Origin of the sequence: Dietzia sp. Die43 (assembly GCF_024519835.1) — a bacterium.
In the GTDB taxonomy this organism is placed as follows: domain Bacteria; phylum Actinomycetota; class Actinomycetes; order Mycobacteriales; family Mycobacteriaceae; genus Dietzia; species Dietzia kunjamensis.
The window spans coordinates 132,849-143,694 of sequence record NZ_JALJRF010000011.1 but is presented as its reverse complement, the minus strand read 5'-3'; the positions used below and the strand labels follow the sequence as shown (position 1 = coordinate 143,694).

Here is a 10,846-nt window from a genome sequence, read left to right as displayed (position 1 = left end):
TCAGACCTTGATCGCGCCCATGTCGACGGTGAAGGTCGAGGCGGTGATGGTCCGCGAGGCGTCCGAGGCGAGGAACATCACCGAGTCCGAGATGTCGTCGGTGGTGGCCATGCCCATCCCCAGGATCGGCGTGAAGTGCGGCAGGAACTGCGGCATGGTGTTGAACACCTCGAGCGCGTCGGGATCCTCCGCGCCCATCGGCGTCTGGACACCGTAGGGGTGGATCGTGTTGACCCGGATGCCGTGCTCGCCGAGCTCCTTCGCCGCGGTCTGGGCCAGGCCCACCACCCCGTACTTGGACGCCGAGTAGGGCGACTGCACCGGCATGGCCTTGAGACCGGCCACCGAGCTCACCAGGATGATCGACCCGCCGTTACCGGCGGAGAGCATGTGCGGGATCGCCGCACGCAGCGTCTTCCAGTACCCCGTGAGGTTGATGTCGAGGGTGTCCTGCCACTGCTGCTCGTCGAGCTCCCAGACCTTGCCCCAGTTGCAGATGCCCGCGTTGGCGATCACCACGTCCAGGCGGCCACCGAAGCGCTCCACGCCGCGGGCCACGAGGGCCTGCTGGAACGCCAGGTCGCGGACGTCACCGACCTCGGCGAGGATCTCCCCTCCCTCGGCCTCCACGCGCTCGATGGTGGTGGCCAGGTCGTCCTCGGTGGCGGCCCGGTACTTCACGTACTCGGACGGCGAGTCACACAGGTCCAGGCCGATGATCCTGGCGCCCTCGCGCGCGAAGCGGATCGCGTGCTTGCGGCCCTGGCCGCGGGCCACACCGGTGATGTAGACGACCTTGCCGTCGAAATCTCCCATTACAGGGGGGGTCCTTCTCTTCCGTGGTGGTGGGTCAGACGCCGAGACGGCGCATGAAGTCGTCGGGGATGACGTAGTCGTCGCGGTTCAGCTCGGAGATCGAGGACTTGCTCAGCCCGATGAGGCTCGAGTCGAGTCCGGAACGCATGATGTCGAGGACGTTCTCCACTCCCGCCTGGCCGTTGGCCCCGAGCCCCCACAGGTACGCGCGACCGATCATCACGGCCCGGGCACCGAGCGCGAGTGCCTTGGCCACGTCCGAACCGCGACGGATGCCGCCATCGAGCAGGACCTCCACCTGATCGCCCACCTCGTCGGCGATCGGCGCGAGGCACCGGATGGACGCCGGGGTGGCGTCGAGGTTGTTGCCACCGTGGTTGGAGACGGAGATCGCGGTGACCCCGGCGTCGACGGCCCGCTTGGCGTCGTCGACCCGGGTGATGCCCTTGAGCATGACCGGCCCGTCGTAGTTCTCCACGACCCAGGCGATGTCCTCCCACGTGGCCGGCGGGGTGCCCATCCACTCGCCGTAGGCACCGAAGAACGTCGGGCCCATCTCGCCCTTGCCCACCAGGTTGGGCGTCGTCAGATCGGGGAACCGCTTGTTGACCACCACGTCGCGGGCCCATTCGGCGGCCCAGCGGGGACGCACGGCGATCTGCGGGGCGAGGGTGATCATGGCCCTGGCATCGAGCTTCTCCGGGATGGCCGGGCTGCCCCAGTCACGGCCCATCGAGAACGACCAGTCGGTGGTGAGGATGACCCCCGCCGCCCCGGCGGCCTTGGCGCGCTCCAGCCGCTCCAGCACCTTCTCCTTGCCGCCGAGCCAGTACACCTGGAAGAAGGTCTGCGGGTTGGCCGCGATGACCTCCTCGATCGGCTTGGACGCGAACGAGCTCAGTCCCATCGCCGTGCCGCGGGCGGCCGCGGCGCGGGCCACGTCCACCTCGCCGTCCGGCGTGACGGCCTGGACGCCGGTCGGCGAGATCATCACCGGCAGGCTGATGGGCTGGCCCATCACCGTGGTGGCCATGTCGCGGTCCTGCTTGGCGCCGATCACGTGGGGCTTGGGCTCGAGCTCGGTGAAGGCGTCCATGTTGTCGCGGATGGTCACCCCCGCCTCGCTGCCGCCGACGAGCGCCATGTACACGCTCTTGGGCAGCTTCTTCTTCGCGCGGCGCTGGGCCTCCGCGACAGACTCGAACCACGGGTTCTGGCGCCAGGGGTTGGCCTCGGCGATCTTCGACAGGCGGGACACGGTGGTGGCTGCTCCTTCTAGGGGGTTCGTCCGGTCTTGCGGGGTTCGTGGGGGCTAGCGGGGTTCGTTTGGGCGGGCCGGCTCAGATCGGGGACTCGTCGCACAGGCTGGTGGGCCTGCGCGGCGGTGTCGTGACGAGGGTCAGCGGCACCGGGCCGGTGGGCTGCTTACGCGCCGCGAGCCCCATGGGCCGGGTGTGGTCCTGCGACGGGTCGGGGATGCTGCGCTCAGCCGCGAGCAGTCCCTCGCCGTAGCCCTGGACGCACTCGGGGTCCGGGCCGTCCATCGGCAGCCCGGTGAAGAACTTGGCCGCCATGCAGCCACCCCGGCAACTGTCGTAGAAGTCGCAGGACGCACACGCCCCGGCCGACTGCGGCTCGCGCAGCTCACGGAACAACTCCGAGGTCTGCCACACCGTCTCGAACCCGCCGTCGGCGACGACGTTGCCGGCGAGGAACTCCTCGTGGATGGCGAACGGACAGGCGTAGACGTCGCCGATCGGGTCGATCAGGCACACCACACGGCCGGCACCGCACAGGTTGAGCCCGGGAAGCGAGCCCTGGCCTTCACCGAACGCCGACAGGTGGAAGAAGCTGTCACCCGTGAGCACGTCGGAGCCGTTCGCGACCAGCCAGTCGTACAGGTCCCTCTGCTGCTCGGGCAGCGGGTGCAGGTCGTCCCACACGTCGGCGCCGCGGCCCGACGGGCGCAGGCGGGTGATGCGCAGGGTCGCGTCGTACTTGTCGGCCAGCGCCTTGAACTCGTCCAGCTGGGTGACGTTCTCGCGCGTCACCACCACCGAGATCTTGGCGTCGGTGAAGCCGGCGTCCTTGAGGTTCTGCAGCGCACGGCAGGCCATGTCGAAGGACCCCGGGCCGCGGACCGCGTCGTTGACCTCCGCGGTCGCACCGTCGATGGAGATCTGGACGTCCACGTAGTCGCTCGCGGCCAGGCGCCTGGCGACCTTCTCGTCGATACGGACACCGTTGGTGGAGAACTTCACGCCCACCTGGTGGCTGGTGGCGTAGTCGACCAGCTCCCAGAAATCGGAGCGGACCGTCGGCTCGCCTCCGCCGATGTTGACGTAGAAGACCTGCATCTTCTGCAGCTCGTCGATGATCGACTTGCACTGCTCGGTGCTGAGCTCGCGCGGGTCACGGCGACCGGAGGAGCTCAGGCAGTGCACGCAGGCGAGGTTGCAGGCGTAGGTGAGTTCCCAGGTCAGGCAGATCGGCGCGTCGAGCCCGCGCTCGAACTGGTCGACGAGGCGGCCGACGGGCGCCGGAGCAGTGGTGGTGGTCGCGGTGGACGCCGTTGCGGGACGGTCGAGCATGCTAGTCATGAGGTCTCCTCGATCATGCGCGAGGCGGCGAGCTGGCCGAGCGCGTGCAGGTACAGGCGGGCGGTCCCGGGGTCGTCGATCGGTACACCGGCGGCAGCGCAGGCGGCACGGGCGGTGGGGTGGTCGGCGAGGATGCGGACCACCTCGACGATGGTCGGCGACTTGAGGAAGCTGAGCTTGCGGGTGTGGAAGTGGTAGAGCAGTGCCCCGAACGGCTCGGGCCGGAGCGCCACGCCGGGGTGCAGGCGCCAGCCGGCGTCGAGGTCGAATTCCGCCGGGGCGGCTGACTGCTCGGCGTCGGCCGGCGCTGCTGCGGAGGTCATCTCAGTAGACCCCACACATGCCGTCGATGGAGACCTCCTCGATGAGGGCCTCCTCCAGCACGACCTCGGTGTTCTGCGTGTTCTCCATGACGTGTCCTTTCGTCGGGCACTCCAGCGACATCCCACCGGTTTCCGGTGAGATCTGCATCATATTGGCACTTAGTGCCAGTGGCAAGGGTCACTCATCTAGGCTCTCGTGTCATGGGAATGCCGGAAATGCCCGGAACCGGGACACGGCCCCCGGGACGTCGGCCGTCGACCACGCGCTCCTCCATCGTCGACGTGGCCCTCGACCTGTTCGCCCGGCAGGGCTACGACGCGACCAGCGTCGACCAGATCGCCGAGGCCGCGCACATCTCCCGCCGCACCCTGTTCCGCTACTTCCCCGGCAAGGCCGCCATCGCCTGGGGCGAGTTCGACGAGCAGATCGACCTCATGCTGGAGTACCTCGCCGACGTGCCCGAGCAGACGCCACTGCGCGACGCCCTCGCCGACGCACTGATCGCGTTCAACACGTTCCCGCGCGAGCAGACGGAGGCGCACCGACTACGGATGCGCCTCCTGCTCGGCGTGGACGAACTGCAGGCGCACTCGACCCTCGTGTACGCCGACTGGCGCCGGGCCGTGGCCGGGTTCGTGGCCGCCAGGCTCGGCCAGGCGGTGGACGATCTCGTGCCCGCCGCGACCGCGCACGCGGCGCTGGGGATCGCCCTGGCCGCCTACCGCCTGTGGGTGGCCGAGCCCGGAGCCGACCAGGATCGCCTCCACGAGCTCCTGCGTCACGGGACGCAGATCCTCGCCCGAGCGGACGCGTTCGAGCCCGGTGGGCGACCGCACTGAACTTACCGGCGGGTAACCTCGTCGTCGTGACCGACTCCGACACCTCCCCCACCCACAACGCCGACACCTCCACCTACCGGCTGTGGAAGACCGCCACCCGGCTCCCGTTCGGCTCCCGCCTGTTCAGCGCGGCGGTGAGCCTCAAGGCCCCGTACTTCCGCACGGCGTACCCGCACGTCGTCGAACTCCGACCGGGCCGCTGCGTCGTCCGCGGACCCGGCTGGTGGGGCAACCGCAACCACATCGGCACCTTCCACGTGATCGCGGCGTGCAACCTCGCCGAGATGGCCATGGGCATGCTCGCCGAGGCCACGGTTCCCACCACCCACCGATGGATCCCCGTCGGGATGAACGTGCGCTACCCCGCCAAGTCGACCGGCGGCATGACCGTCACCGCCGAATGGACGGAGCTGCCGGACTTCTCGACTTTCACCATCGGACAGGACGTCGAGGTCCCGCTGACGTTCGTCGACGACGCCGGGGTCGAGCCCATCACCGGCTCGATCACCATCCGCGTCTCGCCCGGGAAGAAGCACTGAGACGGTAGCGGCTCTCCCGTCGGCGGGCTGGCCGGCGGGCTAGTCGCGGGTGCGGGCGTCGAAGGCCTTGATCGCTATCGGGGCGATCACCACCGTCAGGCCGACGATCCACAGCAGTGACGCCAGCACCGGGTGCTGCAGCGGGAGGGCGGCGTCCGGACCGACGGCCGGGGCGTTGCCCCAGAGTTCCCGCATCGCCTGCACCACCGAGGAGAGCGGGTTCCACTCCGCGATCGCCCGCAACCACACGGGCATCGACTCCGGCGGGGCGAAGGTGTTGGCGACGAACGTGATGGGGAACGTCGTGGTGAACATGACGCCGTTCACCGCCTCGATCGTCTTGAGCCTCGAACCCACCACGATGCCGATCCAGATCATGACGAAGCCGAAGCCCAGCAGGATGAGGTACCCCAGCAGCGCGTCGATGATCCCGCTGCGGATCCTCCACCCCACGATCAGGCCCGTCAGCGACATGACCACCACGCCGATCGACGAGTGGATGAGGCTGGACGCGCTGCGCGCGATGAGGATCGACGACCGCCTGATGGGCAGCGTCCGGAAGCGGTCGATGATCCCCTTGTTGAGGTCGTTGCACAGTCCGGAAGCCACGACGAACGACGAGAACGCCATGGTCTGCGCCATGATCCCCGGCAGCAGCCACTCGCGGTAGTTCCCGCTCCCCGCCACGGCGATCGCACCGCCGAAGACGAACGCGAACAGCAGGACGAACATCACCGGCTGGATGGTGACGTCGGCGAGGTTCTCCGGCTGGCGCCGGATGTGGAAGAGGTTGCGGCGCACCAACGCGGAGATCTGCCGGCCGAACGAGGGCCCGTCGGGGCGGACCGGCACGGAGAAGCGTTCCCGCTCCGGGGAGGTGGTGGCGGGGTCGGCGACAGTGCTCATACCCGGGACTCCTGATCGGTCGTGTCGGTCTGCGGGTCCTCCGCCTTGCGGCCCGTGAGGGAGAGGAATACGTCGTCGAGACTCGGCCGTTGCAGGCCGATGTCGTCGAGTTCGATACCCGCCTCGGTGAAGTCCGCCGCGATCGCGGCCAGGGCCGAGACCCCCTCCGACGGCGCTGTGAGACGGCGCGCGTCCCGGTCGACGTGCAGATCCTCGATGCGCCCCGCGAGGACGCGGGCGGCCTCGTCCACGTCGTCCGGTCGGGACACCGTGACCACCAGGCTCGCCGCGCCGGAACGGTCCTTGAGTTGCAGCGGTGTCCCGTCGGCGATGACGCTGCCGTGGTCGATGACGATGACCCGGTCGGCCAGTTGGTCTGCCTCGTCGAGGTACTGGGTGGTCAGCAGCAACGTCGTGCCGTCCCGCACCAGACCCCGCAGGACGTCCCACAGTTCGTTGCGCGACCGCGGGTCGAGCCCCGTGGTCGGCTCGTCCAAAAACAACACGGGCGGCGCGGCGACGAGGCTCGCCGCGAGGTCGAGCCGACGCCGCATTCCGCCGGAGTAGCTCTTCGCGACCCTGGTGGCGGCATCGGTCAGGGAGAACTTCTCGAGCAGTTCGTCCGCGCGCGCCTTGACCGCCCTCTTGGGCAGTCCGTAGAGGTCGCCGATGAGGCGGAGGTTCTCGCGTCCGGTGAGCAACTCGTCCACCGTGGCCGACTGCGCCGTCAGGCCCATGGCCTTGCGGACCTGCGCCGGCTCACGCAGCACATCGTGCCCGGCGACCCGGGCGGTTCCCGAGGTCGGCGGGCTCAGCGTGGTCATCATCCGGATGGTGGTCGTCTTGCCGGAGCCGTTGGGGCCGAGCAGCCCGAGGACGGTTCCGGTGGGGACCGCGAACGAGATGTCGTCCACGGCGGTGAAATCACCGAAGCGCTTCACGAGGTGCTCTGCTTCTATCGCCGGCGCGGAGGAGGATCGGGTGCTCACCTAGAAAGGGTGTCCCCCGCCCGCGTCCCAGTCAACACTCACCGCTCGCTTTGCGGACAGTTCCTGTCAGCAATGGGCTCCGGCGGCCCCGGAGCGGATGCCGACGGACGCCCACCGACCTACCGTGGGGAGTATGCCGCGCATCACAGTGACCTCCGTCCACGTCGACGACCAGACCCGCGCACTGGCCTTCTACACCGAGGTCCTGGGATTCGTGATCAAGCACGATCTCCCGGCCGGGGACTTCCGCTGGCTCACGGTGGTGGACCCGGGCGACCCGGGTGGCACGCAGCTGCTGCTCGAGCCCGACCAGCACCCCGCGGCACGCGCGTACGCCACCGCCCTGCACGCCGACGGCATCCCGGCCGCGCAGTTCGAGGTGGACGACATCCACCGGGTGCACGACGAACTGAAGGAGCGGGGCGCCCGGATCGTGCAGCCCCCGACCGAGATGGGCCCGGTGTGGGCACTGGTCCTCGACGACACCTGCGGCAACCTGATCCAGCTGGTCACCGCCCCCGAGATGTGAGAGTCGTTCCCGTATGGGCCCGCCGGGGGTGCCCGGCGTATCGTGGGGAGGTTGCCAGCGCGATCGTCGCCGCCTCACGACCAAAGGATGACCGGTACCCATGAGCCCCATGTCGACCATCCCACCGACCATCGCCCGTTCGTGGCTGCTGCTGCCCGCGGACAAGTCCGAGCGCTTCGACGCCGCCGTCAACTCGGAGATGGACGTGGTGGTCCTCGACGTGGAGGACGGGTGTCGGCAGTCCGAGAAGGAACGGGCCCGTCGCGAGGTCCGTCAGTGGCTCGAGGCCGGGAACCACGCGTGGATCCGCATCAACGACGTCCGGTCCCCCGAGTGGGAGAAGGACCTCATGGCGCTCGGGCACTGCCCCGGACTGGACGGCGTGATGCTGGCCAAGACCGAGAACGCCGAGCACGTCTCCCTCACGGCCGCTCGTCTGGCCGAGAACACCCCGATCGTCGCGCTGGTGGAGTCGGCCGACGGCCTCGCCCAGGCCGCCGAGATCGCCAAGTCCGAGCAGGTGGTGCGGCTGGCCTTCGGCGTCGGCGACTTCCGTCGCGACACGGGCATCGGGTCGTCGCAGATCGCCCTGGCGTACACGCGCTCACAGTTCGTGGTGGCCAGCCGGATCGCGCGCGTGGCCCCGCCCATCGACGGGCCGACCATCTCCAACGACACGCAGGTCCTCAAGGACGCCGCCGAGCACGCCGTCGAGATGGGCATGACCGGCAAGCTGTGCCTGCGCGTCGATCAGGCGCCCTACATCAACGAGGTCCTCTCCCCCTCCGCAGCCGACGTCTCGTGGGCCGAGTCCGTGATCGACGAGCTCGGTCCCGGCGGCGAGCGCGCCCGGGACGGCGCCGATCTGCCGCGGCTGGCCCGGGCCCAGAAGATCGCGCGCCTCGCGCAGGCGTACGCCGGGGCTCGCTGACGCGACCTCGCGCGCGAACAGGGCCCCGGCTGCGTTGTGCAGCCGGGGCCCTGTCGTCCGCGAGCGCGGGTTGTCGTTCGCGGGTCCTCGTGCCCGGGGTGTGTGGCCGGGTCAGTGGACCCGCTGGAGCCGGACGTTGGCGAACTCGGTCAGTCCCCAGCGGCCGAGCTCGCGGCCGTAGCCCGAACGCTTGACGCCGCCGAACGGCAGTCCGGGCATGGTCGTGCCGTGTTCGTTGACGTAGGCCATCCCCACCTCGAGCCGCTCGGCCACCTCGGAGGCGCGGTCGACGTCAGTCCCCCACACGGAGCCGGACAGGCCGAACGGGGTGTCGTTGGCGATCCGCACGGCCTCGTCGACGGAGTCGTAGCCGTAGACCATGGCGACGGGACCGAAGATCTCCTCCCGGTAGGCGTCCATCTCTGGGGTGATGTCGGTGAGGACGGCGGGCTGCATGAAGGCGCCGGGCCGGTCGATCGCCGCGCCGCCCGTGACGAGCGTCGCGCCCTGCTCAGCGGCGCGCTGGACCTGCTCGACCACGCCGTCGCGCGCGTCCTCGGAGGACAGCGGGCCTAGCTCGGTGCCCTCGTCGGCGGCGGGCCCGACGGCCAGTTCCTCGTAGAGGTTCTTCAGCCGCCCGACGAAGTCGTCCTTCATCTGCGCGGGCACGAAGATCCGCTTGGGCGAGTTGCAGGCCTGCCCGCAGTTCGACAGCCGCGCCCGGCCCACGGTCTCGACCAGTTCGTCGAGGTCGTCGGCGTCCAGGACGACGAGCGGGTCCGAGCCGCCGAGCTCCAGGACGCTGGGCTTGAGGTTCTTCGCGGCGACGGTGGCCACCGCGGCGCCGGCGCCCTCGCTGCCGGTGAGGGAGACGCCCTTGATCCTGGGGTCGGCGATCATCTCGGCCACCGTGTCACTGGAGGCGTACACGTTGACATAGGCGTCCTCGGGGAGGCCGGCTCCGCGCTGGACCTTCTCGATCGCCGCCGACGAGCGGGCGCAGATGCTCGCGTGCTTGAGCACGATGGTGTTGCCCAGCAGCAGGTTGGGCGCCGCGAACCGGGCCACCTGGTAGTAGGGGTAGTTCCACGGCATGATGCCGACCAGCGGGCCGACCGGCTCGTAGGTCACCCGGTTGAGGCGGGCGTCCGGCACATCGAGGGTGTCGGACTCGAGCAGCGCGGGACCGTGCTCGCCGTACCAGCGGTAGATCGACGCCGCGAGGGCCACCTCGCCGCGGGCCTGCGCGGGGAGCTTGCCCATCTCGGTGGTGATCGCCTTGCCGAGCTCCTCTTGGTGCTCCTCGAAGGCGTCGGCGATCGCCAACAGGATCCGTGCCCGCTCGGACACCTCCGTGGCGCGCCAGGCGGTGAACCCCTCGGTGACGGTGCTGAGGATGGCGTCGACGTCCTCGGTCTGCTCGTACTCGCGGTCGGTCCGGCCGGTCGACGGATCGTGCGTGACGTACATGCGGTCCCCCTTCGTGTGGCGTTCTCCACGTGGCGTTCACCGGGATCGTTCCCGGGTCGTGCCGCGACGGTAGGACGCCCGCGGGCCGTACGCATCCGGTCGACACGTCACGACCCCGCCGTCGTCGCGGGACGTCGGCGGGGTCGGGGTGCCCGTCGAGCCGGTTCAGCCCCAGCCCTGGGCAGCGCGACGATCGGCGTCGGCCATGCCCTGGTTGCCCTGGCTCGCGGCGCGGGAGATCTCGGCGAGCATCGCCTGGAGCGCGGCCGCGGCCTGATCCCAGTCGTTCTGGTGCGCCTGGTAGGCGACGGCGGCGTCGCCCTCCCACTCGGCGACCAGCGGCGCGAGGTACGCCCTGAGATCGTCGAGAGTGGTGCGCAGGTTGACCGAGGCCTGCGTGACCTGGCCGACGAGTGCCTCGATCGGGCCGTGGTTGTAGGTGATCTGTCCTGAGGTCATCGGAGTTCCCTTCCGGTGGTGGCGGTGGCAGTGGTCAGAGGTTGAGAGGCCCGGCGGCGCCGGCGCGGTTGATGAGCGCGGCCGAATCCTGGTCCGCTGCGTCGAACGATGTGCTGTTGGTCCGCATCGTCTCCGAGATCCCCGCCAGCGCGGTGTTGAGCTTGGTGCTCTGCTGCTGCCATTCGGCCATGATCTGGGTGAAGCGTGCCTGCGCTGCGCCCCTCCACACCGAGCCGCCGAGTTGGGACACCGAGTCCCGCACGGTGCCGAGCAGGCGGTCGATCTCCAGGTTCACGTCATCGACCCTCCTGGCCGCGGTGTCCATGGTCCCGATGTGGGTGTTGAACCCGGTCATCTCGTCCTCCACTGTGGTCGGTGCGGAATCCCCTTCTGGGTCCGTCACAGTGTTCGACGCGCCCGCGGGGCGGTTCGGTTCCGCAGGAT

The 10,846-nt window shown here is 69.7% G+C and carries 14 protein-coding genes; 4 read left to right on the top strand and 10 right to left on the bottom strand.

The features are described from left to right. The 5 genes from NR111_RS11220 to mftA all read right to left on the bottom strand — a co-directional run bounded on the left by NR111_RS11220 (position 1) and on the right by mftA (position 3,827). The gene (locus NR111_RS11220; RefSeq protein WP_067716570.1) at positions 1-816 is read right to left on the bottom strand and encodes a mycofactocin-coupled SDR family oxidoreductase; all 816 of its coding nucleotides are present in this window, start codon (positions 814-816) and stop codon (positions 1-3) included. Positions 817-850: 34 nt separating this feature from the next. Next, positions 851-2,074, bottom strand: coding sequence for a pre-mycofactocin synthase MftD (gene mftD, locus NR111_RS11215; RefSeq protein ID WP_095717558.1), 1,224 nt, complete (start codon positions 2,072-2,074; stop codon positions 851-853). Positions 2,075-2,156: 82 nt separating this feature from the next. Continuing rightward, positions 2,157-3,416 (bottom strand): mycofactocin radical SAM maturase, encoded by a 1,260-nt coding sequence (mftC, locus tag NR111_RS11210; RefSeq protein ID WP_154828419.1) that lies wholly within the window; start codon positions 3,414-3,416, stop codon positions 2,157-2,159. After that, on the bottom strand, positions 3,413-3,739 hold the full coding sequence (gene mftB, locus NR111_RS11205; RefSeq protein ID WP_256820803.1) for a mycofactocin biosynthesis chaperone MftB: 327 nt from the start codon (positions 3,737-3,739) through the stop codon (positions 3,413-3,415). The genes mftC and mftB overlap by 4 nt, the downstream gene beginning before the upstream one ends. Before the next feature lies 1 nt (position 3,740). Then, entirely contained in the window at positions 3,741-3,827 is an 87-nt protein-coding gene (gene mftA / locus NR111_RS18535; protein WP_067716580.1) for a mycofactocin precursor MftA, read from the bottom strand. Between the two features lie 113 nt (positions 3,828-3,940). Here mftA and mftR point away from each other — a divergent pair, with 113 nt between their 5' ends. Together mftR and NR111_RS11190 are read left to right on the top strand one after the other, a co-directional pair. Beyond that, positions 3,941-4,579 (top strand): mycofactocin system transcriptional regulator, encoded by a 639-nt coding sequence (gene mftR, locus NR111_RS11195; RefSeq protein ID WP_256820801.1) that lies wholly within the window; start codon positions 3,941-3,943, stop codon positions 4,577-4,579. Between the two features lie 26 nt (positions 4,580-4,605). Further along, the gene (locus NR111_RS11190) at positions 4,606-5,118 is read left to right on the top strand and encodes a hotdog fold domain-containing protein (RefSeq protein WP_256820800.1); all 513 of its coding nucleotides are present in this window, start codon (positions 4,606-4,608) and stop codon (positions 5,116-5,118) included. A 39-nt stretch (positions 5,119-5,157) separates the two neighbouring features. On the opposite strand, the gene NR111_RS11185 is transcribed toward NR111_RS11190, so the two are convergent. Continuing rightward, complete coding sequence (locus NR111_RS11185) at positions 5,158-6,024, bottom strand: ABC transporter permease (RefSeq protein ID WP_206474900.1); 867 nt, start codon at positions 6,022-6,024, stop codon at positions 5,158-5,160. Continuing rightward, complete coding sequence (locus NR111_RS11180; protein ID WP_154828429.1) at positions 6,021-7,013, bottom strand: ATP-binding cassette domain-containing protein; 993 nt, start codon at positions 7,011-7,013, stop codon at positions 6,021-6,023. The genes NR111_RS11185 and NR111_RS11180 overlap by 4 nt, the downstream gene beginning before the upstream one ends. Before the next feature lie 133 nt (positions 7,014-7,146). Here NR111_RS11180 and NR111_RS11175 point away from each other — a divergent pair, with 133 nt between their 5' ends. Both NR111_RS11175 and NR111_RS11170 read left to right on the top strand, forming a co-directional pair. Beyond that, a complete protein-coding gene (locus NR111_RS11175) occupies positions 7,147-7,542 on the top strand; it encodes a VOC family protein (RefSeq protein WP_120284022.1) in 396 nt (131 codons plus the stop codon). Positions 7,543-7,651: 109 nt separating this feature from the next. Continuing rightward, positions 7,652-8,473 (top strand): CoA ester lyase, encoded by an 822-nt coding sequence (locus tag NR111_RS11170; RefSeq protein ID WP_082923926.1) that lies wholly within the window; start codon positions 7,652-7,654, stop codon positions 8,471-8,473. Between the two features lie 111 nt (positions 8,474-8,584). Here NR111_RS11170 and NR111_RS11165 read toward each other — a convergent pair whose 3' ends face one another. The 3 genes from NR111_RS11165 to NR111_RS11155 all read right to left on the bottom strand — a co-directional run bounded on the left by NR111_RS11165 (position 8,585) and on the right by NR111_RS11155 (position 10,757). Continuing rightward, positions 8,585-9,943 carry an NAD-dependent succinate-semialdehyde dehydrogenase gene (locus NR111_RS11165; protein ID WP_067716599.1) on the bottom strand — a complete coding sequence of 453 codons (1,359 nt, stop codon included), beginning with the start codon at positions 9,941-9,943 and terminating at the stop codon, positions 8,585-8,587. Positions 9,944-10,108: 165 nt separating this feature from the next. After that, positions 10,109-10,402, bottom strand: coding sequence for a WXG100 family type VII secretion target (locus NR111_RS11160; protein WP_256820799.1), 294 nt, complete (start codon positions 10,400-10,402; stop codon positions 10,109-10,111). Positions 10,403-10,436: 34 nt separating this feature from the next. After that, positions 10,437-10,757: a WXG100 family type VII secretion target gene (locus NR111_RS11155; RefSeq protein WP_256820798.1), complete on the bottom strand. Its 321-nt coding sequence runs from the start codon at positions 10,755-10,757 to the stop codon at positions 10,437-10,439. Positions 10,758-10,846 lie beyond the last annotated feature (89 nt).

Bases quoted from the DNA above. Each gene is read 5' to 3' on its own strand.
- NR111_RS11155 (WP_256820798.1), bottom strand. From the start codon at position 10,757: ATGACCGGGTTCAACACCCACATCGGGACCATGGACACCGCGGCCAGG.
- mftA (WP_067716580.1), bottom strand. From the start codon at position 3,827: ATGGAGAACACGCAGAACACCGAGGTCGTGCTGGAGGAGGCCCTCATC.
- NR111_RS11170 (WP_082923926.1), top strand. From the start codon at position 7,652: ATGTCGACCATCCCACCGACCATCGCCCGTTCGTGGCTGCTGCTGCCC.
- NR111_RS11160 (WP_256820799.1), bottom strand. From the start codon at position 10,402: ATGACCTCAGGACAGATCACCTACAACCACGGCCCGATCGAGGCACTC.
- NR111_RS11220 (WP_067716570.1), bottom strand. From the start codon at position 816: ATGGGAGATTTCGACGGCAAGGTCGTCTACATCACCGGTGTGGCCCGC.
- NR111_RS11175 (WP_120284022.1), top strand. From the start codon at position 7,147: ATGCCGCGCATCACAGTGACCTCCGTCCACGTCGACGACCAGACCCGC.
- mftB (WP_256820803.1), bottom strand. From the start codon at position 3,739: ATGACCTCCGCAGCAGCGCCGGCCGACGCCGAGCAGTCAGCCGCCCCG.
- NR111_RS11185 (WP_206474900.1), bottom strand. From the start codon at position 6,024: ATGAGCACTGTCGCCGACCCCGCCACCACCTCCCCGGAGCGGGAACGC.
- mftR (WP_256820801.1), top strand. From the start codon at position 3,941: ATGGGAATGCCGGAAATGCCCGGAACCGGGACACGGCCCCCGGGACGT.
- mftC (WP_154828419.1), bottom strand. From the start codon at position 3,416: ATGACTAGCATGCTCGACCGTCCCGCAACGGCGTCCACCGCGACCACC.
- NR111_RS11165 (WP_067716599.1), bottom strand. From the start codon at position 9,943: ATGTACGTCACGCACGATCCGTCGACCGGCCGGACCGACCGCGAGTAC.